The organism is Rheinheimera tilapiae (assembly GCF_042432165.1).
In the GTDB taxonomy this organism is placed as follows: Bacteria; Pseudomonadota; Gammaproteobacteria; order Enterobacterales; family Alteromonadaceae; genus Pararheinheimera; species Pararheinheimera tilapiae.
Window position 1 is genome coordinate 125153 of the sequence record NZ_JBHLXP010000001.1, and the last position, 22071, is coordinate 147223.

The window sequence follows — 22071 nt, forward strand, 5'->3', positions numbered from 1 at the left end:
ATGGACCCGCGCCGGCAGGTCCTATCTAAACTGGAAAAAAAGAATGCGGTGCTGTGTCTACAGCGGACAAAAACCAGATCAGGCGATAGCAGGTGGCGCGCGTGGAGCTGCTGTTAGCAGAGCTGAGCGCTGTGGCAGCTGCTCAGGGGCAAAGTGGGCAATGGCATTAGAGTACAACGCAGTGGCGGCAGTTTTGCTCTGCAACAGCACTGGATGTTTGATTTCGGGATCTTTTGGCGTTTCAGCGTCGGCAATTTTTGATGATTGCTGGCTGATCAGGGACTGACTGTGACTGAATTGCGCTTCAGTGTTATCCACCCAAGCCTGAGATGCAGATCGGGTTTCCCCCGACAACAGGACGCTCAGATAAAGGATGGCTAAAAACACATTCAGCAGACGCATAGAATTTCATCTCAGGCAGGTTCAACGGCAGAACCATAATCCGACTATAGCAGCGGCTGTTTTGAAAAGACAATGAAAAAAAATCTACAGCCTGACTGGGAAAGTCAATCAGGCTGTGTTTGAAAACCCTGATCCACGTCAAGATTTACTGCAGTTTTTTCTGTAGGAGATTGTTTGAAAACCCAGTGATTACAGCATTTTTATACCAAATTTCAATAAGCTGGCGATCGCCATGATGCACAGTAGCCCCCCCAGATACAGCAGAAAAAACCAGTGATTACCCGGGCGTTGTAACCGCTGCCATTTGCGACGAATGGTAGTTGTAAGAGAAAAAATTTCAGCTGTTTGCGGCTGTTTGTCCATCATTAATCCCCTCAATAACCTTCGGTGAAGTCTTCTACTTTGCCGGCAAAAATGCGGTAGCCCCAACAGGTATACGCCAGAATTAAGGGCACAAAAATCAGCACACCCGGCAGCATAAATTGCAGGCTGGCCTGCGGTGCTGCTGCTTCGATATAACTCAGCTTACCTGGCATGATGGCTGGGAACAGGCTGACCAGCAGGCCGGCAAAGCCCAGTGCAAATAAACTCACGGCCAGCCAGAACGGACGGTCTTCATGGCGGCTGTGGGGGAGTGCGCCGGCTTTTAGCTGGCGTTGTACCCGGCCCAAATCACGATAGAGCAGGCGGGCAGCCAGCACTGACAAAAGCGGCAGTGGCCATAACCACAGGAAGTGCCAGCCACCAAACCAGCGTTGCCAGATCTCTTCACTGCCAACGGCCGTGGAGATACTGACCACCAGCATCGCGCCCATCAGCACCCACACCAGCCGCCGGCCATAACGGGCTGCGCGCTGCTGGCGATCATCACGGCATTTCATCACCAGATAAGTACATCCGAGTAATGCATAACCCGCTAACAAAGCAAAACCAGTAAACAACGTAAACGGCGTCAGTAAATCCAGCGGCGATGCCGAGACCAGCGGAGTACCGCCAATCAGAACTCCCAACATCAGGCCCTGGCAGAACGCGGCGACAGTCGAGCCAATGGCAAAAGCCCGGTTCCACCAGCGTTTGGACGTGGTGGATTTAAAACGGTATTCAAAAGCGACTCCGCGGAAAATCAATCCAATCAGCATCAGCATAATGGGTGCGTACAATGCCGATGTCAGGCCGGCGTACGCGGCCGGAAAAGCGCCGAACAGAATGACCCCGCCAAATACCAGCCAGGTTTCGTTGCCGTCCCAGACGTGTGAGATGGACCGCATCAGCTGGTCTTTGTCGGCTTCGTCCCGAAACCATGGGTACAAAATGCCGATCCCTAAGTCAAAGCCATCCAGCAGGACGTACATCAGAATGGCAAAGCCGAGTAACAGGAAATAAAACAGTGGCAAATCCATTATTTCGCTCCTTCGTTGTGACGGTCGGTGTCGGTGCGGTGTTCAGCCGGGTGCAGCGTTTTGGTCAGCGCCAGCGCATAACCTGAGGCTTCCACGCCAATCAGATGTTGTTGTAACGACTCCAGCGGCGGTGGGCCTTTTTTAATCAACTTGCGGAAGAAATACAGGTAGACCGCAAATAACAGGCTGTAAGTCAGCACAAATAAAGTCAGCGACAACGCGACGCGCTCCGGTGGCAGTGGCGATACCACATCACTGGTACGGACCAGACCATAGACAATCCAGGGTTGCCGGCCTATTTCGACCACATACCAGCCAGCCAGCACGGCAATTACGCCAGTGGGAGCCAGCATACTGCACAGCCACAAGAACAACGGTTGCTGATACAAAGCTTCCCGTCGGCGCAGCCAAAGCCCCCAAAGTGCGACAACAATCATCAGCACGCCCAGCCCAACCATGATGCGGAACGAGAAAAACACCAGCGGCACATTAGGTCTGTCGGCTTTAGGTACTGATTGCAGACCGGTCAATTCACCTTGCCAGTCATGCGTCAGGATCAAACTTGCCATGCCGGGGATCGCCACTTCAAAGTGGTTTTTCTCCTGTACCGGGTCTGGGATCGCAAACAATAATAGCGGCACGTTCTGTTCGCGCGCTGGCCAGATCCCTTCCATCGCCGCCAGTTTCACCGGCTGATGTTCTTTCACATTCAAACCATGCAAATCACCGACAAAAGCCTGCAGCGGCGCAAAAATCAATAACCACCATAGTGAAAACGACAGGCCTTTGCGGGCGAATGCGATATGTTCTTTGCGGCGCAGATACCAGGCCGAAGTGGCCAGTACGACCAGGCCTGCGGTCAGCATGGTGGCGAGTAGCATATGGCTTAGCCGGTAAGGCATCGATGGGTTAAAAATGACTTCCAGCCAGCTTTCCACCACAAATTTGCCGTCGACGATGGCGTGACCGGCCGGTGTTTGCATCCAGCTATTGGCGGCGATGATCCAAAATGCCGAGATCCAGGTGCCGACCGCCACGGTACATGTGGCGAAGAAATGCAGACGGGCGCTGACGCGTTGCCAGCCAAACAACATGACGCCGAGGAAACCGGCTTCGAGGAAAAAGGCAGTCAGCACTTCGTAAGCCATCAGAGGCCCGATCACTGCACCTGTCAGCTCGGAAAACTTCGAGAAGTTCGTGCCGAATTCGTATGACAGCACGATGCCGGACACTACGCCCATGCCAAAAGTGATGGCAAAAGGTTTGATCCAGAATTTAGCCAGTTGCAGATACAGCGGGTTACGGGTTTTCAGCCACAGGCCTTCCCAAATCGCGATCAGTGTCGCAAGACCAATAGTGATAGACGGGAAAATAATGTGAAAGCTGACAGTAAACGCAAACTGCAGCCGGGACAATATCGCGGAATCTAATTCCATCATGCAGCTCCCCGGCGATTTTCAGCCCAATACAGCAGCGGGGCCAGCAAGGCGGCAATGCCCAACAGGAAACAGAACTCAGTGAAAAACACAGACCATAACATCAGGTAACTCCTCTCACGGCGAACCAATCAGTCAAAAGCGATGCCAGCTCAATGCGATTGTTGGGCCAGTGTTTTGATTTCTGACAAAACATTGATCTGTATCAATAAATTGAAAGCTGCTTGAGGTGGCTGACAAGCTGGTTTACGCTGTACATCTTTGCATCTGTCAACAGCGTTGACATGCAGAACTCTGGAACCGGGAGATCCAATGGATTTAGCAATGTTATTTGAGACCATGCTGGGGCTGACCAGTCTCAGTGCCCTCTGGACCGGGCTCTGGTTGTGGTGGCATGCCCGTTTTCAGCCGGTACTGAAACCACTGGCCGGCTTTTGCGCCATGATGGCTGTCTGGTGTGGTGGTCATCTGGCGCTGCAACATGATTTGTTGTTACCGGGTAAAGCGCTCATTCTGGCCAATCCGTTAATGCCGGCCTTTTTCCTGCAATTCGCTTTGGCTTATGTCACAGCGCAGCCGCAACAGCCACAGCTGCGCTGGATTGAATGGTTGCGGCAATACCAGTCCTGGTTTTTGCTGGCGTCTGTGCTGGTGGTGTTACTGAGCTGGTCGCAGCCGTCGGCCCGGGTGCAGGCGCTGTACGGCATGCCGGTTTTTTTCCTGTTTGACGGTTTTGGCTGGTTCAATCTGGCGTACACAGTGCTGCTGGGCATGCTGGCGCATTGGGTGCTGTGGCGTGGCCGTCATGCCTATCACGGCAATAAACATCATTCGGTGGTAGCCATTTCGATGACGGCTGGTCTTGGTTTGTTGCTGGCCACCAGTTTTGTCTTCCCGTCGCTTGGTTTGAACTGGTATCCCTATCCGATGCTGGTATTGCCGTTGTATCTGGTGTTGCTGGTGTACAGCGTGGTGCGGTATCAGATGCTGGCGGTGAATGCCTTTGCCAGCCGTGCCCTGGTCTATCTGGTGATGGGCTTGTTGCTGCTACTGCTGATGGCGCTGATGAGCTCGCTGTTTGGTCAGTTTGGCATGCCTGCGCTGGCCGCAGTGCCGGGCTGGCAGCTGTGGTTATATTCCAGTTTATTGCTGTTATTGGCAGCTGCGGCCTACAGACCCGCCAGTCGCCTGGCTGAGAGGCTGATTTTTCCCGGCGTGCAGCTCAGTGAAGCCATGGTTAGTCGCTGGCAACAACAGCTGTCTCTGGCGGCGGACTGGCAGCAACTGGCGGAGCAGTCGGCTTTGCTGATCCGACAGCCACTGAAACAACCGGTGCAGATTTGCCTGCTGCAGGGGGCTGAACTGCTGGCACAAAGTGCTGAGGTGTCGGCTTTAAAGCTGATGGTCATCGCCACTGACAGCGACGACCAAAGCGGCAAGCACTGGCAGTTCAGTATTCCGGGTGAGCAGGGCCTGACACCGACGTTAAAGTTGACCGCCGAAGTGTTTGGCTCGTTGCTGGTCAGCAGCTGTGGACGCTTGCAGTCGGCGCTGGCGCTGGCCGAAGCACAAAAACAGCAGCTGGCGCAGCAACACCTGGTTGAGCTGGGCGCGCTGGCAGCATCGATGGCGCATGAGCTGCGCAATCCGCTGAATATTATTTCGATGGCGTCTGCTGCCGTGGATGCTGAACTGCGCGGTCATATTCAAACTCAGTTAAAACGGGCGGACCGGCTGATCGCCGACATGCTGGTGTATGCCGGCCGGCTGCAGCTGCAACCGACGTTGTTCCCGCTGCAGCCCTTAGTGCAGTCGTTATTGCTACAGGCGCCAGATGGCGTGCGCACTGAGCTTGCGATGCCGGCCGATTTGCAGTTGTACGCCGACCCTTATCGGATTCAGCAAGTGCTGCAAAACCTGTTCGACAACGCCTTTGCTTTTTTACGCAATCAGCCCGGCGCTTGTTTGCGCGTTGAGGCTAGTACTTCAGATACAGAAGTGCAGATCCGGGTGCTGAATAACGGTCCGGCGCTGGACCCTGCGTTATTGGATGGTCAGCTGTTCCGGCCTTTTGTCAGCAAAAGAGCCGGTGGCAGTGGCTTGGGTCTTGCCATCGTGGCCCGCATCATTTTGGCCCATCAGGGCCGTATTCAGCATGATACCGACCCTGACTGGCCGGTCTGCTTCACCCTCTATTTGCCTGTTGTTTCCGGAGAGATACGCTGATGAGCGCTGCTTTTTCTTTAGATAGTTTCCGCACCGCCAAAGTGTTGCTGGTGGATGACGAACCGGCATTCCGGCTGCTGGCCGAGCGCTTTTTGCAACAGCAGGGTCATCAAGTGTTACTGGCTGCTGATTTGGCACAGGCCAAAGCCATTCTGGTGCAGCAACAGGTTGATTTAGTCTTGCTGGATTTATCCCTGCCGCCAGTTTTTGACCCGCAGGCGACGCTGAATGCGCTGCCGGAACTGGCTGGGCAGCCAGTGATCATTCTGACCGGTCACGCCGAGCGTGAACTGGCGCTGCAGGCGATTAGCCTTGGCGCCTGGGATTTCCTCGCCAAGCCGATAGATCCCGATTTGCTGGCGGTGGTGGTGAAACGCGCCGTCAGCAAGCACTTGCTGGAACAGGAACTGAATAGTCTGAAGCGCGGCGTCAGCGCCGCACAAGGCTTATTGCCGCTGGTTGGGGTGTCGCCGGCACTGCGTAATATCCGTACGCTGATTGAACGAATAGCACCGACGGACGTGCGGGTATTGGTGACCGGGCCGTCTGGTACCGGCAAAGAAGTGGTGTCTAAAGCTTTGCATCAACTCAGTTTGCGCGCGGCCGGGCCTTTTGTGTCGGTGCATTGCGGTGCTATCCCGGCTGAATTACTGGAAAGCGAGTTATTCGGCTATGTACGTGGTGCTTTTACCGGCGCCGACAAAGACCGCCAGGGCTTACTCAATATGGCTGACGGCGGTACGTTGTTTCTCGATGAAATTGGCGAAATGCCGCTACCGATGCAGGTGAAACTGCTGCGCGTGTTGCAGGAAGGCACTTTTTATCCGGTCGGTGGCCGCGAGCAAAAGAAAATTGATATCCGGCTGGTGTCGGCAACCAATGCGCAGTTACCGGAGCTGGTGAAACAAGGCCGGTTTCGCGAAGACCTGTATTACCGCATCAAAGGCATCACGCTGGAAACGCCGGCGCTGGATGAACGTCGCGAAGATATTCCATTGCTAATTCAGCATTTTTTACAGCAAATCGCCGCAAAATCAGCACAAAGTGTCCAGTTATCGGCACCGGCGCTGCAATGGTTTTTACAACGGCCCTGGCCCGGCAATGTGCGTGAACTGCGCAATACGCTGGAAAGTGTCGTGGCGATTGCGCGCCATGGCGTGGTACAGCTGGCCGATATTCAGCTCTTGCATCTGGACGTGCAGGAAGTGTCTTTTCCTGACGTACAGCTACCGCCTGGCAGTTCGCTGGACGAACAGGTGCGCCAGCTGGAAATTCGCCTGTTGAGCGAAGCACTGACTGCGCATCAGGGCAATCGCAGTCAGGCGGCGCGCCAACTCGGGTTATCGCGCCAGGGTTTACTGAAAAAAATTGAGCGCTATGGTTTGCAGCAAATGGGCTTGAGCGACTGACGCAGTGCGACCAGAGCACCGCACGAGTCCGGTTTAGCCGGCAAACACCGGCTCCAGCAGCTGCAGAGTGCCGGCGGTGGCGTCGAGCCGCACCTTGGCGCCGACCGGTAAAATAAACTGTCGTTTCAGATGACCAATCATGGCGCCGCGATAGGCCGGGATCTGCAGCGGCAATACATAGTCCTGCAGGATCTGGTCGAGGGTCAGATTGCCATAGCCATGTTCCGGTTCACAGTCCGTACACTCACCAAAAACCAAGCCTTTGATTTGCTTGAGTGTGCCGTTTAACGCCAGCGTGCTGAGCATCCGGTCGATGCGGTAAGGGGCTTCGGCAATGTCTTCAATAAACAGAATTTTGTCGCGGCAATCCGGAAAATAAGGCGTGCCTGATAAAGCGGTTAATACGGTCAGGTTGCCACCAACCAGCCGGCCCTCCGCAATACCGCTGCGAATGGTCAATGTCTGACTGTTGCGTGGCACCAGTTCATCGTTGATTTCTGCTTCGTTTTTATACAGTGGCAATACTTTGGCAAAAAATAGCTGTTGAAATTGCTGCACATTAAAGGCCGGCCAGCCATCGGTGCCGTTTGGGCCGTGAAAGCTAATCAGGCCGGTTTTCGCCTGCAGCGCACAGTGCAGCGCTGTGATGTCCGAATAGCCGAGTAGAGGTTTTGGATTGGTCGCGATCAGCGCGTAATCGAGCAGCGGCAAAATACGGGCGGCACCGGAACCACCGCGCAGACAAATCACCGCTTTGACTTCAGGATCAGCAAACATCGCATTGAGATCCGCGGCGCGTTCCGCATCGGTACCGGCCAGATGACCACGCCGGTTGGCGATAAAGTTGCCGTTTTTCACTTTGAAGCCAAGCGCCTGCATCGCCTGTTGCACCAGCTGAAAATCCATCGCGTCTGCGGTGGCAGCAGAGGGGCTAACGAGTCCGACCGTATCGCCCGGCTGCAGCGGCCGCGGTTTGATCATCGGCAGAGGCGCCGCCGCCATCGCGGCGGGCGCGGCGAGACTGAATAAAGTCCCTGTTGCCGCCAGACCGAGTATATTTTTCGCGAGCTGGCGACGGGGTAAGTTGGCTTCTGACATCTGCATCTGCAACCCTGTGGTGGAATTTTCACCACAGTTATATCGCGTTGGTGACGCAGCGGCCAGAGTTTGTTGATAATTTATTCTTGAAAAAGATATTCCAAGGAATAAATTACGGTAATTTCATCAAATCCAACACTGGCGCTACGGTCGCATCGCGACTGAATTTGCTGCCAAATGTGGTGAAATCATCAAAAAAACCACCATTTTTTAAGTAAAAACGGCCATTCTTCACGCCACCCTGATAGTCCCAGCGCGATTGTCGCCGGGCCGTATCGTCATAGCTGAAGCTGGCGTGTTGCAGCGGCAGCCACTCGCCAGAGGCGGTACGGACCCAGCCATTGCCATAGTGGGCTTCCCGGCTGAATTGACCGGCTTCAGGGATAAAATTTTCCAGAAAAGCATGCTGATTGGTCAGCCAGGTTTGCGTTTTAGGCCGGCGGAAACTGGCGATCAGGCGCCACTGTGCCTGTTCTGGTGCATAGAACCAGGCACTGTAATCGGTGCTGTTGTTGTCCACCGGTTTGGCTTTGAGTAAGAATTTATAGGTGGTAGCCGCTTGCCACGGATAAATCAGGTAACTTTGCCCGCCGGAGCCTTCGTTACCAAATTCACCGGCTTGTACGTCCGGACCTTTGCGCAATAACTGTACCCGGTCTTCCGGCGGGATTTTACTCGGATCATCGGTTTCATAAGGGCTCCAGACCGAAAACAAGACGCGGCGTTCGCTGGCGGAATTCACCTGAATGCCAAAATAGCCCTGACCAAAACCATTGGCCATGTAGTAAGAGCCAATCACATCCTGACCGGCAGGGACTGTCAGTTCAGAGTAGAAATATTCCAGCGGCGCGCTGGTTGGGCTTTGATAGTTCAGGTGCACTGATGGTCCACGCCGGCCCCAGTAAAACTCGTCTTTGATAAAGTAGGTGTCACTGCCGACTGCGCTGCCGCCGATCAGGATGTCATCGATATCGGCAAAAACGTCGGCACTGGCGCTGACGCCCTGCAATACAATTTTCTGATAACCGGGCTGGCTGACCGCAAATTTGCCGACATAGACCTGCTGCAGCGTGGTGTTGTTCAGTTCAATTTTTTTACTCAGTCCGCCGACACTGACTTCGATCGCCGACGTGCCGGACAGCACTTTAGCATTCAGTGCCAGCTCCAGTTCACCAGCTTTGCCAAGGCGCAGGTAAGTGACAATTTTGTCAGAGCTACGACGCCAGTTGCGGATGCCATTGGCCTGAATGATGGTTTCAGTTTCTTTCGGATTGCCTTCGACCCAGCTATTGGCTGCAGTGGGGACTTTCAGGCTCAGTTGCGGTGCCTGTGGCTGAGTAGGCGTTTGCTGCACCGGCTGCGGCGCGGCAGCCGTTTCTTTACCACCACTGCTACCGCAGCCTGCGCTTAATAACGAAATGAAAAGTAAAGCCGGACCTGCCAGCAATCTATTGAACATGACAACACTCCTGCGACATTGCTGAAATAGTGAGAAATATTTGTAAACAATCTGGCAGGATGCTAGCTTTTGCTTAAAAAGAAAGCAAATGAAACTTACGAATATATTTATTGTAGTGGAAAATATTGCATCAGGTCGGCATGGATCAGGGCATAATCCGAGGCACTGAAAAACTCGCGATGGTAACGGACTAAATCTGCCTGATATTGCCGGTCCTGCATTTTCTGGTCGAGCAGGCGAATCAGCTGTAAGCCGAGCGGGCTTTTGTTGCAGACGATAAAGCCGCGCGACAAGGCCACTCCTTGCAGTTGCTGACCGATGATGGTTTGGTTCAGCCCTTGTTTTTTCAGGCTGGCCCGCACAATAGCGGCAAATTCAATCACCGCATCCAAGCGATTTTTTCCAAGCATTAATGCGAGGTTTTCCGCGGCATCGTCGCCGCTACGCTGATAGAACTGCTGCGGATATTGTTTGATCAGGGCGTCGATGCGGGCATTGTAGCTGCGACCACTGACTACGCCGATTTTTAACTCAGGTTGTTGTTTTAATAAGACTTCGAGGTCGATGGGATGATCGGATAAAGGCCGGGTACTGAGCAGCTGCAGTGGTGGATAGACGCTGGTTGGCAGTTTGGCAAAATACAAAAAGGTAGCGCGCTCAGGGGTATGGACTTTATTCAGCGCGCAATAATGGCCGGGTTGACGCAGCATCTCCCAGGCGCGGGCATTGCTGAGTAATTGGGGTTCGATTTGAATTTCAGGTAAGGCGATTTGTTGTAGCTTCGGCAAGATCCGCGTTTCAACATTGATCCTTTTGTCGGCACTGAGTGGCATGTGGTTTTCCAGCAATACCATTTGCAGCGGCGCTGCCACAGCCGCAGTGCCGGTTAAAAACCAGAGAGCAGTAAAAATGCGTCGTATCAAAGTCGTTCCCATCATTGGGGCTTTGCTCAGACTGTAACGCAGCGACCGGTATTTTCGACGGGGTTCAATCGAAAAATACCGGCGTTTCGACGCAATTTAGGCAAAATCGTCGCTATTGCGCGCTGATCAGATGTAGTTGCTGTTGTCTGCCATCGAGATAATGGAACTTGGTGCCGTCAAAATAGCCATCTTCTTCCAACATGATGCGGATCTCGTTACCCCAAGCCGGGATGTCCACTGCGACGTTTAGTTCAATCGAGTAAGCCGTGTTGGCGTGCAGCGGATAATCGCCGCTGCCAGGCGTGCCATGCTGATTGTCCCACATGCCGATGGTTGGACCGGCCGCATGGCCGTGGTGCCCAATTGGATGGCTGTAGATTGTCGCTTTCAGGCCTTTGTTTTTTGCGTCATTCAGGCTTTTTGCCAGTAACGCATTGCCGGTTAAACCTGTTTTAAAGTTGCCGGTCAGGATGTCCTGCGCCTGATTACCCAGTTTCAGCGCCTGTTTTAAATCATCCGGCGCATCAGTTTCGCCGGGCCGTAACACATATGCATGTTGTTGCTGATCCGAATTCAGCCTCAAATAGGTCAGGCCAAAATCGACGTGCAGCAGGTCGCCCGGCTGAATGATACTTTCTGCTGCGGTGTCGGCTTTCGCCGCATTCTTTGCCGACGAGAAGGCTTTAATCTGGTCGAATTTGCCGGAGCTCGGCCGCTGAATGGAGACAGTGGGATGGAACCAAACCGGTAAGCCAAGCTTGGTGCTTTGCTGACGTAACCACCAGACCACATCTTCAGTGCTGGTTTTACCCGGTGTCACCACCTCGTTAGAAAAAGCCCGCGCAATCAGTTGATGGCCAATCGCGGTCAAATTTTTATATTGCTCGATCTCGGCCGGCAAGCGCGTTTCCAGCCAACCCACCGCGAGTTTCTCCGCACTGACCAGTTTGCTGGATTGCTCAGCACCGAGTGCCTGCTTGAGCAGATCAAGTTCAGTCGCGACCATGCCATCGGCATGGCCATAACTGGCCGACTGATTAATGCCAATGCGTTTCGGCTTTTTACTGCGGATAAGATCTGCCAGAGCCTGCCATTGGTCTGGTTGTTTTTCCACATCCCAGGCTTTTTTAAACGCAGTGCCGACGTCATAACGCGCTACGGCGTAGAGCTCTGGCGCTTTGCCGGCGCCCGGATTAAAGATCACCAACATGGTGCGCCGGCGCGCCGACAGCCAGGTAGCCGGCAACATCGTTTTCAGCACCGGGTCTTCGTTGTATTCGCGGGAAATAAGCAGCCACATATCGATGTTTTCGCGCTGCATCAGCGGCGGCAAAATCTGTGTCAGCCGTTGCTGCAATAACTCATCAATCAGCTGCGCCTGCTCACGCTCCGGCAGTACATTTGTGTTGATTGCAGATTCATTGGCAAAAACCACCGGGCTGAAAGCCAGCAGCAGAGCAAGATAAAGTGGTTTCATAGGTAATTTCCTTTGGATGCGCCTGACTGATGTGCGGACAATTGGCTGAAATTTATCCTAAAAGAATTTTCTGGCTACCAACAGGGGATTGAACCGGGATCGGTGGGGTTTGGTCTTGTTCGTTGATTTTTATCAGTAATGGCGGGTATGTATAGGTGAGGGGATTTGAGTGGCGCCGGACAGGCACAGATGTCGTTCGCCCTGTGACTGTCCGGTAAGGATCAATTTGTCCGGGTTTCAATCTTCACTTCAGACTTCTGCGCCAGATCCATAATCTCCTGATAGGTCAAACCATTGATTTTGGTTGCGAGGTAGGCGTAGTTGGTAGATTGCAGAGACTTGTTATTGAGCAGGTCGATTACACTGTTCATGTCAGACAGTTGGATCCGCATCAGCGCCACCGCAAACTCGAGCCGCTGCCGCTCGTTCAGTGCCCGATTGATTTTCACGACGCTTTTTTCGGTCGACGTTGCACTCGAGCCATCGACTCTGAAGTCAGCCTTGGTGTTGGCGCAAGCGGCTAAAGTGGCGACGAGCAAAAAGGGGATTAACTTCTTCATTGCTTATACTTCCTGTGGCAAATAATTTTATCCGTACGCAGCTAAGTTGCTGACAAATATTATTTTTTCACAGGTAGTCCAAGGTGGCAACCAATTTTCTGTTGCATCCAGACCTGTACCGCAGTGGCCGAATTTGGTTGTTGGATCTGACTGCTGCTATTGAACCCTCAGGCCATTGCAATTGAAAAACACCATCACACAGTCTGCGGTGTGATGGTGCTTGTGGCAGATGCCGGCGACTTAATTATTCGATTTCTTGGTCCAGCTTATTAATTTCAACCTGTATTTTTCTGGCCGCATTGAGGTTCATGGCGAAGACAACGAGGAAAGGAACAATCACGACTGACGTGATCTGCCAGGGAAAATCCGCTGGATTTGGTTGCGCCATGCCCCAGAAAAATACACTGATCCCCGGCAGCACCGGGCCAAACTGATAAAGCCAGATGCTCTGCAGCATATTGCGTTGCCGTACCAGCTCGGCACGGTAATAACTGATCATAGGCAGCCCGAGTTGTTCAGCGGGCAGTTCTTGTAATGCTGCCCGATATTGCAGTTGGTACAGGATCACAGCACTGCCTAACACGATTAAACCGCTGCCGACACGCATGAGAAACTCTGGTAATGCCCAGCAGTAATAGCCGAAAATCAACATGACTATCACTGCACAAATGCTTTCCTGCTGATTACGACTGGCAATTTTATGGCGAAAACTGCGGATATCTTGCTGAATGTTTTGCTCAAATGCATGACTCAGGCTTTGTGTATTGCTGATGGGTTGCGACTGCCATAACGACTGCAGGTTTTCGTCATTCATGGTGGTTTACTCCTGACTTGAATATATTGCTTAACAGATGTTTAATCCGGTGAATTTTCGTGGCGATGTTTCGAACGGACAGTCCGGTGATATCACTGGTGGTGGCTGCATCCACGCCCTCCAGATACAGCAACATGATTTCCCGGTCTATCGGGCCAAGCGAGTGAATGAATTGCATGACGCGCGCTAAGTCCAGATTGCGGTCTGTTAAAACTACATCTGTGCTTTCATCAATATGCAGAGCAAGTGCAGCCAAATCGGCGTGATTTTGCTCAGCCGGCCGCATGTTGCGTTGCACATGGGTAGCGCCGACATTGTGCGCAACCCGATAAACCCAGGTGCGTAAAGAACACTGTTCCTTAAATACAGCCATGCTGCGCCAAATCGCAAAATGGATTTCCTGCAGCAGATCCGCGCGTTTTGCCGGGTCGCGTTCGTAGCCGGCGACAAATCGGATCAACTCAGACTCATGCGCTGCCAGCGCTTGTTGGTACAAGAGATCTTGCGGAAGATTTAAATTTTGTGGCTTCATTGCGTGATTGCTGACTACTTTTTTCAGACATAACAAGGTAGTCGGTTTAACAGCAACTTTCTTACATGACTGATTGGCAAAAACTGCTGCAAACACTGGTTGATTTTTCAGCGGACGCCGGACGCCGTGGCGCAGCGGCCCGTTGCTGTTCTAGCTGGATAGGCAGCTAAAAACTGAGTAACTCTTTTAATTCAATCGCATTACGCCGAGAGATCTCCAATTCCTTGCCATCGCTCATCGTCACGACAAAGCCGTCACTGATGGACTCTTCGATCCGGCGGATCTCTTGCAGGTTGACTACATATTGCCGGTTGGCGCGGAAAAAAATACTGTTTGGTAAGCGTGCTTCGATACTGTTCAGCGATTTTTTCACAAAAGCTTTATTGTTTTCAAAGAAAAGCTGGACGTAGTTTTTCTGACTTTCGATATAGCGGATAGTATCGAGCCGGATTAAAAAGCAGTGGTCGCCGTCTTTGACTAATAATGTGCTATGTTCTTCTAATGGATCTTTAACTGTTTGATTTTTATCATTGTCTGACTGAGTTTCATCCTCAGTGTCGATGTCATTGTTATTGGTGTTTGTGCGGGCCAGTAACTTATTAACCGAAATGGTTAAGCGTTCTTTGCTGATGGGTTTCAGTAAATAATCAATGGTATTGAAATCAAACGAGCGGATCGCATGTTCTGAATAAGCCGTTGTAAAAATGATCTGCGGCAAATAACTGAGTTTTTCCAACAGGTCAAAGCCAGTGCCACCCGGCATATGGATATCGAGGAAAATCACATCCGGGTGTGTCTCATTAACCAAAGTTAAAGCGCTGCCGGCATGATCTGCTTGCCCGACCACCGTCAGCTCTGGATAGTCTTTGAGCATCCGCACCAGGCCTTCGCGGGCCAGTCGTGAGTCTTCCACTACTATTGCTTTCATCGGGTACGCTCCTTCGGGATCGTCAGCGTCACGACAAACTGATACATAGCGGCTGCAGTCTGTTGATTGGTGATGTGCAAACTGGCCTGCTGACTATACAACAGTAGTAACCGCTGTCTGATATTGTCTAAGCCGATGCCCATGTTTTCCGTGGCATTTGTCGTCTTGCTTGCGCTGGTTGTGTGCGCTGAGTCGGCACGGATTGCGGCAAAATCATTGCTGATGGTGAAAACTAATGTTGCTTCATGTTCTTCGGCCGTCAGCTCGAGCCGGCCGCCGCCTGCGATATTGTCCACGCCATGTTTAATCGCGTTTTCTATCAACATTTGTAACATCATCGGCGGCAACAAATAGTGCTGTAGTGTCGCCTCGACACGCTGTGAATACTGTAGCCGCGCTTCCATCTGAATGCTGACGATAGAAATATAACGCCCGATGATGTCCAGCTCCTGGCTCAGCGTGACCTTGGCATGTTCACTGCTCGCCAGCGAATAACGCAGAATGTCTGACAAAGCGATCAGCATATTCTCCGCATGAGCTGTATTTTCGTGCATCATAAAACGGATATTATTCAATGCGTTAAATAGAAAGTGGGGGTTCAGTTGATTCGCCAGGTTGGTTAGCTGTGCTTCTTTGAGGCTATGTTGCAAACGCAGATTGTTGATTTCGGTCGCTCTGGTTCTGCGGCTATTGCTGATATATGCATAGACAAAAATCCACGAACAAATAAATAGTTGAGTATTCAGGCTGCCGCCGATCAAATTGCGGAAAATGAAACTGCTGGTATCAAAATGAGCCTGACTTTGGCTCAAAATGGTCCAGAAAAATGGCAGCGTCAGCAATAAAACGCTGGCTACCACCAATACACCAGCCACAGTGCTGTAGAGGATGATCATGGTGATCAGCGCTGTGATGGATTTTTGCTGCCACTGACGTTGTTTATAGATAAAGCGCAGCAGCAAGACGGCATAAGTATAGGGCAGGGCCCAAACCACAGATGCCGTGATGTTAAAGCCAGAAAAATCGCCCAGAAAGAAAATACTGAGCAGCGTGATCCCGCAAACAAACAACAAAGCGCCACTATGGAATAACCAGAACTGCCGGTCCCGTGGGTAGAAATACAATGCAGGCATAATGCGATATGACCTCAGTTGCTGTGCAGGTGCCAGAAAAATGCGCCGTCAGATTTGCCCATCTGACGGCGTTCATCAGTGTTGACTGATCACCGGCTGGACCTTACCAAATCCGCAGCCGGTTTGCTTGGCTGTTAAACATGCCATCACCAGGTTGGGTGTGAAATGCCTGATGGAAGCCATCGATATTAATCACCACGCCATTGATACGAAACACATCAGGCGCGTGTGGATCTGTGACCAGCCATTGTGCCGCTAGCTCAGGGCGAAATTTACTGCGCCGGCTTTGGGCGTAACTGTAGAAGAATCTTTGTTCACCGGTCAGGCCGTTGATCAGCGGCGACTTTTTTCCTTTTAATGTGTTGATGTACGCATCATAAGCGATTTGTAAGCCGGCTAAATCTGCCATGTTCTCAGACAAGGTCAGCTGCCCGTTCACATGTTTGCCCGGAAACAGTTGGTAAGCGCTGAATTGTTGCACCAGCTTGTCGCCCATCGCTTGAAATGCAGCTTTGTCTGCCGTTGCCCACCAGTTGCGAAAATTGCCGTCGCCATCAAACTGACTGCCCATATTGTCAAAGCCGTGGCTGATTTCGTGACCAATAACCGCGCCGATCGCGCCATAGTTGCTGGCATCATCAGCACTCATATCGAAGTAGGGCGCTTGCAGGTGCGCCGCCGGAAATTCGATATCATTGCGCAGCGGATTGTATTGCGCATTGACCATTTGCGGCAGCATATCCCAATCGCGTTTGTCGGCTTTTTTGCCGGCTTTAGCGGCTTTAAATTCCCAGTCAAACCGGGCGGCACGATGCTGATTGCCGAGCGCATCACCGGCAACAATATTTAGGCTGCTGTAATCACGCCAGACATCAGGGTAACCAATTTTCGTGCCGTATTTGGCGATTTTATCCAGCGCCTGCTGTTTGGTCGCAGGGGTCATCCAAGTCAGTCTGCTGATAGCGTCGCGGTACGCGGTCAGTAAGTTTTTTACCAGTTCCTGCATACGCGCTTTGTGGTCGGCGGGGAAGTGACGCGCCACATAGAGTTGGCCAAGCGCTTCGCCCATCGCGCTATTTAACCTGGCCACTGCTTTTGTGCTCTGCGGCTCTGGCTCGGTCTGACCATTTAAAGTGGTACCGTAAAAGTCAAAATGGGCGGCACGAAATTCGGCCGACAGCAGCGGTGCCGCTTCATTCAGGCTTTGTAGTTTGCTGTAGGCTTTCCAGTGCGCCAATGGGATCTTGGCATACAGCTGAGTGATTGCCAGCACGGCTCCCGGCTGCAGATTACTTAGTGTGGTTTGCCCCTTTAAGTTCGCGCCGTCTAAAAACGCCAGCCAGTCAAAGCCTGGCGCAGCTTTGATCAGCTCTGCGATTTGCATTGTCGCGATGTTGCCAGGATCCCGGCTCTTCGCCAGTTCCCATTGTGCCTGTGCGATTTGGCTTTCAACACTGAGTGCCTGCTCGACCAGTGCTTGAGCCTGTGGCAGTTGTGCTAGCTTGGCTAATTTCAATAAATAGATACGATAAGCCGTGAAGATGTTGGCAGATTGCGCGTCGTTGCCCGGCAGATAATAACTGCGATCCGGTAAGCCTAAGCCGCCTTGTGCCAGCATGGCCTGATTGGTGGTTGGGTCCTGCAAGCCAGGCATTACAAACGGAAAATGGACCGGCGTCTCCATACGGCCTTGTGCTTTGCCCTGCCAATGCGCCAACTCGCTGGTGCTGGCCAGTGCATCGATTTCGGTCAGAATTGCGTTAAGCGGTGTCCGGCCAAGCTGGTCTAACCGAGCTGTATCGAGGTATGTGGCATAAAAAGTGCCCACTTTTTCCGCTACGCTGCCAGCAGGATTTTTGCTACCGGCCAGCTCTACGATGATTTTATGGAGTCGTTTTGACGTGATGCCGGACAAATCTGCACCAAAAACAAACGACGCATCGGCGGGGATCTGCGCGCTATTTAGCCAGTCGCCGTTCACCGCCAAATAAAAATCATCCTGCATACGCGGCTTTGCCGCCGTTGAGTGTTGCATTGCCGGTGTCGGGTTGAGCGGTGCTGCCGGGGTTGCCGCCATCGCGCAGCTGCAACTGAACAGGGTGGTGCAAATAAGGCGCTTGTTCATCTGATTTCCTTTTAACTAAACCGTGATCTGCGAAGTGGACGCAGCCGGCTGTATGGGTCTGGTCGGTATTATCAATCAGCGAAAATCAGCAGAGGAAATTAGGTGCCAGACGGAGATTTGCGGGTTTAAGCGGTAAAAAGCGGCAAGATTTGTTGCGAGCAGTGGATTTGATTGCATAGTGATTTTTCCCTGTTACCGGCAGCACAATCCGGGGCAGACACCATCTTGTTCTGTTGGAGCCATTCAGCTCTTTGCATGCGGATGACAGACAGCGCTAATGAGGCTTGTAGATGATTCCACACCGCATTTTCAGCATGGCGTGTGCCAAATTTTATCCCATGTATGGGCAAATAATCCTGAGGCAATAGGGGGGGCGGTACTGAATGGAATTTCTCAATGCTCGCTAGAGACTTTCATCGAAAATGAGTTGGACATTGTTATAGTAAAATCATAATCTACAGGCGTTATGTTAATTTTTTGTTTTTCAGCATTAATGCGGACCGCAGGACCGCCAAGATTTACTAAAGACACTGTTTAGTGGAGTCGTAGGTACACATGGAATTTTTAAAAGGACTTTTACATTGAACACAAAAATGTTGAAGAAGCTTTTCATACTGCCACTGAGTTGCTTTTTTATTGGTTGTGGTGGTGCTTCTTCAGATAAGCAAGAAATCCCAACGGAACCTGCCAAACTCAGTTATGAAGTTTCAGCAATCACTTCCATAGGTGGCAATATCACCCCCAAAAGCCAGTTAATTTTGACTGGCAACACAGCGACTTTGAATGTTGCTGCTGATAATGAATATGAAATTGAGAGCATCGTTGGCTGTAATGGACAGCTCAGCGGAAATATCTACACAACCGGCCGCATTACCTCCGCTTGTGAAATATCCGCAAAATTCAAATTAAAATCACATTCAGTCACAGCGACGGCCTCGCAAGGCGGCGCCGTCACCCCGGTCAGCCAATTAATCCAGCATGGTGGCGTGGCGGTGGTAAATATTGCAGCTGCCGCGGGCTTTGACATTGATAAAGTCGAGGGCTGTAATGGACAACTCAATGGCAATCTCTACACAACCGGCAGCATTACCGCTGCGTGTGAAGTGTCTGCAAAATTCAAATTAAAATCCTATACAGTTACAGCGACGGCCTCAGAAGGCGGTACCGTCACCCCGGTCAGTCAATTAATCCAACATGGTGGTGTGGCGGTGGTAAATATTGCAGCTGCCGCGGGCTTTGACATTGATAAAGTCGAGGGCTGTAATGGACAACTTAGTGGCAATATCTACACTACCGGCAGCATTACCGCTGCGTGTGAAGTATCGGCAAAATTCAAAATAAAAATACATACTGTGACAGCCAGCATACCAGACACAGCTGTAAGTATTACTCCGATGGCGCAAACGGTTGGACATGGTGGTCGTTTAATATTTTATACTGCTCAGAATACAGGTGTTGGGCAATACAAAATATCAGGTTGTGGCGGTTATCTTAAGGATAGTATTTATATTATTGACTCAGTGACAGCCGATTGCCAGATTGTTGCAGAGTTCACTGAAGGTATTTTAAATTTAGATTTATATCCATATCATGAAGATAGTTCTATTGTTGTTTCTATGGATTTGAGTCAAGTGAATGTTCCAAACACTGATTTAGGCTACCTTATTTACAAGGAGAATGGTGTTGTTCATTCCTCTACTGAGGAAGTAAATATAAACTATAGTACTTCGATTCGAATGCCGATAGCCAGAAATGTGTATAAAAAAGTTATTTCCAATCTCAAGCCCGACTCAGAATATGAAGTATGTATGCGTGGTGTAAACGATTTTAAAACCACTGGCTTCTTTGGCTGTAAAAAAATTAAGACGGCACCAAAACTTCATGAAAAAGCAATAATCATTGTTAATCATGATGTTGAACCAGAGGCTGTCGTGCTTATTGAAAAGTGGATGGCGGCAGTTAAGCGTAATAATCAACATATACAGGCTGATTTGCGCAAACTCCAGCCAGGTACTTCTGCTGCAGTTCTCAAGCAGTCTTTAAAAGATAGCTATAATTCTTCGAATCTTAAGCATGTTGTGTTTATTGGCTACGACGTTCCTGCATTAGCAGATAATAATACTGGTACTAAATATCTAGGGATGTACTCCTCTTTGTCAAATATAGTCAAAGGGGATTGGCATAATGAACATGAGATGGGCTCAGGTGAAGTCACCGTAGCTGTTATCAAACCAAGGGACACAACTGTTTCCCAATACTTCAAACGCTTGAACGACCATTATGATGGTATAAATATTTATCCGCGTAGAGTTTTATTGGCTGATGCTCAGATAGATTCAGAGAAAACCTTTTTCCGAAAGGATTTTGAGAAATTTAACTTCGAAATAGATATGGTGACCGGAATTAAGGACTATAACGACCTATCAGAAGCAATCCGCTGGCAAGATGAATACTCCAGAAATCTTCTGGAAAACAAATACGAAATATTATTTATTGGTGCTCACGGTTCTACAGAACTTCATTACCCGTGTGCTTATGAATGTATAGACTATAACTTCATTGAAAAAGCAGAGCCTAAGACAAAATTTGTAATTGCCATCAGTTGCAATATAGGCCATGTGCTTACATATGGTTCGCCCATTATTTCTTATATATTCGGGAAAAATTCAGGGTCACTCAGTGGTCTCGCCAGTGAAGTTCTTTATTTTGATGTGAATGGTTCTTCTGGTCGGCGGATTATAAATGAATTAAAGATTCAAAAAAAATCTATTGGTGACGTGAGCAGGTCGTTTGGCTTTTTAGTTGTAGGTGACCCATTCTTAACTTTGATTTGAGGTCGACTATAGATATGAGACCAAGTCATCGAGTGTTTTCAGGGAGCAGGTGTGAGTCTCTTTCGGTTGCTATACAAGCAGCTGACGGTGGCCGTCAGAGTTATGTGGGATCACCTTTACTTGCCCAAAGCTGCCGCCGGCCTTAAACTTTGCGCACTTTTTTCCCGCCACAGGACTGCCACTTTGACCGACGCGACTTCGTTATTCCGGCTTAACAAATTTATCAGTGACACCGGCTTTTGCTCGCGGCGTGAAGCGGACAAGCTGATTGAATCCGGACAGGTTAAAGTGAATGGGCAGGTGGCGGTGGTTGGCACCAAAGTGTCGGCCGACGACCGCGTCGAAGTGGCCGGCAAGCCGCTGAAAAACAAACCGCGCCGGGTTTATCTGGCTTACCATAAACCGGTGGGTATCACTTGCACCACCGAGCTGCATGTCAAAGGCAATATTGTTGATGCGGTGCAATATCCGGAGCGGATCTTCCCGATAGGCCGGCTGGATAAAGAATCCGAAGGTTTGATTTTTCTGACCAACGATGGCGATATCGTCAATAAAATCCTGCGTGCCGGCAATGCACACGACAAAGAGTATGTCGTCACGGTCGACAAACCTATCCACGACCATTTCTTGAAAAAAATGGCCGCTGGCGTGCCCATTCTTGAGACTGTGACTTTGCCTTGTCAGGTCACGCAGAAATCGCGGCAGACCTTTAACATCGTGTTGCGCCAGGGCCTGAACCGGCAGATCCGGCGCATGACGGAATATCTGGGTTTTAACGTGACTAAGCTCAAACGGGTACGCATCATGAACGTCCGCCTCGCCGGCCTCGCACCGGGTCAATGGCGCGAACTGACGCCGGCCGAGATGGCCGAGCTGGAAGCCATGTTGCTGACGTCCAGCAAGACTGAAGAAGCGTCCAAGCTTGGCGGCGGAGCTTATCAATACGAAGAGTGACGGGGAGATTTTTACCCTGCGGGCGGCTGTTGTATTTTTCGTTTTTACTTGAAGCCGCAAGTCCGTCTAGCAAAGATTTCACCTGTCGGTGAGTTACTTTCTTTTGTTTCAGCAAAAGAAAGTAACCAAAGAAAAACCGACCCCGGTTACGCTCGAAAGCCCGATGAAAATCAACAGTTTGAGGCGCCGGGGCAACTCGCGCGGCACTACCGTCGCCGCACTCAAACACTCCCCAGCTTAAAACCTCAAACTATTGATTTGCATCGGCTCACTTCAACGGGGGATTGGTTTTCTTAGTTGTTGCTGTTTTTAGCATAAGAGAATTGAAAGCAAGGACCACTACTGAGGCCAGCTGCCCGTT

Annotated in this window: 18 protein-coding genes; 4 read left to right on the forward strand and 14 right to left on the reverse strand. The window is 50.9% G+C overall.

Going from position 1 to position 22071, the window contains the following annotated elements; translation table 11 throughout:
• Positions 1–78: 78 nt before the first annotated feature.
• The 4 genes from ACFFJP_RS00605 to ACFFJP_RS00620 form a co-directional block, all read right to left on the reverse strand.
• Positions 79–402 (reverse strand): hypothetical protein, encoded by a 324-nt coding sequence (locus ACFFJP_RS00605; protein ID WP_377239364.1) that lies wholly within the window; start codon positions 400–402, stop codon positions 79–81.
• A gap of 189 nt (positions 403–591) precedes the next feature.
• Positions 592–768 (reverse strand): hypothetical protein, encoded by a 177-nt coding sequence (locus ACFFJP_RS00610; protein WP_377239365.1) that lies wholly within the window; start codon positions 766–768, stop codon positions 592–594.
• 8 nt (positions 769–776) lie between these two features.
• On the reverse strand, positions 777–1802 hold the full coding sequence (gene cydB, locus ACFFJP_RS00615; RefSeq protein WP_377239367.1) for a cytochrome d ubiquinol oxidase subunit II: 1026 nt from the start codon (positions 1800–1802) through the stop codon (positions 777–779).
• On the reverse strand, positions 1802–3241 hold the full coding sequence (locus tag ACFFJP_RS00620; protein ID WP_377239369.1) for a cytochrome ubiquinol oxidase subunit I: 1440 nt from the start codon (positions 3239–3241) through the stop codon (positions 1802–1804). Before ACFFJP_RS00620 ends, cydB begins: the two co-directional genes overlap by 1 nt.
• A 309-nt stretch (positions 3242–3550) precedes the next feature.
• Between ACFFJP_RS00620 and ACFFJP_RS00625 the strand changes: the two genes are divergently transcribed.
• A complete protein-coding gene (locus ACFFJP_RS00625) occupies positions 3551–5464 on the forward strand; it encodes a sensor histidine kinase (RefSeq protein ID WP_377239371.1) in 1914 nt (637 codons plus the stop codon).
• A complete protein-coding gene (locus ACFFJP_RS00630) occupies positions 5464–6873 on the forward strand; it encodes a sigma-54-dependent transcriptional regulator (protein WP_377239372.1) in 1410 nt (469 codons plus the stop codon). Before ACFFJP_RS00625 ends, ACFFJP_RS00630 begins: the two co-directional genes overlap by 1 nt.
• A 33-nt stretch (positions 6874–6906) precedes the next feature.
• On the opposite strand, the gene ACFFJP_RS00635 is transcribed toward ACFFJP_RS00630, so the two are convergent.
• From ACFFJP_RS00635 to ACFFJP_RS00680, 10 genes are all read right to left on the reverse strand, one after another.
• Positions 6907–7977: a S66 peptidase family protein gene (locus ACFFJP_RS00635; protein ID WP_377239373.1), complete on the reverse strand. Its 1071-nt coding sequence runs from the start codon at positions 7975–7977 to the stop codon at positions 6907–6909.
• Between the two features lie 106 nt (positions 7978–8083).
• Positions 8084–9430, reverse strand: coding sequence for a DUF3472 domain-containing protein (locus ACFFJP_RS00640; protein WP_377239374.1), 1347 nt, complete (start codon positions 9428–9430; stop codon positions 8084–8086).
• A gap of 107 nt (positions 9431–9537) precedes the next feature.
• Entirely contained in the window at positions 9538–10368 is an 831-nt protein-coding gene (locus tag ACFFJP_RS00645; RefSeq protein WP_377239375.1) for a hypothetical protein, read from the reverse strand.
• Between the two features lie 97 nt (positions 10369–10465).
• A complete protein-coding gene (locus ACFFJP_RS00650; protein ID WP_377239376.1) occupies positions 10466–11830 on the reverse strand; it encodes a M24 family metallopeptidase in 1365 nt (454 codons plus the stop codon).
• Between the two features lie 221 nt (positions 11831–12051).
• Positions 12052–12390 (reverse strand): DUF6694 family lipoprotein, encoded by a 339-nt coding sequence (locus tag ACFFJP_RS00655; RefSeq protein ID WP_377239377.1) that lies wholly within the window; start codon positions 12388–12390, stop codon positions 12052–12054.
• A gap of 244 nt (positions 12391–12634) precedes the next feature.
• The gene (locus tag ACFFJP_RS00660) at positions 12635–13204 is read right to left on the reverse strand and encodes a hypothetical protein (protein ID WP_377239378.1); all 570 of its coding nucleotides are present in this window, start codon (positions 13202–13204) and stop codon (positions 12635–12637) included.
• Positions 13197–13736, reverse strand: coding sequence for an RNA polymerase sigma factor (locus tag ACFFJP_RS00665; protein WP_377239379.1), 540 nt, complete (start codon positions 13734–13736; stop codon positions 13197–13199). Before ACFFJP_RS00665 ends, ACFFJP_RS00660 begins: the two co-directional genes overlap by 8 nt.
• Positions 13737–13902: 166 nt before the next feature.
• Positions 13903–14664 carry a LytR/AlgR family response regulator transcription factor gene (locus ACFFJP_RS00670; RefSeq protein ID WP_377239380.1) on the reverse strand — a complete coding sequence of 254 codons (762 nt, stop codon included), beginning with the start codon at positions 14662–14664 and terminating at the stop codon, positions 13903–13905.
• A complete protein-coding gene (locus ACFFJP_RS00675) occupies positions 14661–15797 on the reverse strand; it encodes a sensor histidine kinase (protein ID WP_377239381.1) in 1137 nt (378 codons plus the stop codon). Before ACFFJP_RS00675 ends, ACFFJP_RS00670 begins: the two co-directional genes overlap by 4 nt.
• Positions 15798–15900: 103 nt before the next feature.
• The gene (locus ACFFJP_RS00680; protein ID WP_377239382.1) at positions 15901–17922 is read right to left on the reverse strand and encodes a M13 family metallopeptidase; all 2022 of its coding nucleotides are present in this window, start codon (positions 17920–17922) and stop codon (positions 15901–15903) included.
• A 581-nt stretch (positions 17923–18503) separates the two neighbouring features.
• Here ACFFJP_RS00680 and ACFFJP_RS00685 point away from each other — a divergent pair.
• Positions 18504–20756, forward strand: coding sequence for an InlB B-repeat-containing protein (locus ACFFJP_RS00685; protein WP_377239383.1), 2253 nt, complete (start codon positions 18504–18506; stop codon positions 20754–20756).
• Between the two features lie 183 nt (positions 20757–20939).
• A complete protein-coding gene (gene rluF / locus ACFFJP_RS00690; RefSeq protein WP_377239384.1) occupies positions 20940–21710 on the forward strand; it encodes a 23S rRNA pseudouridine(2604) synthase RluF in 771 nt (256 codons plus the stop codon).
• Positions 21711–22071 lie beyond the last annotated feature (361 nt).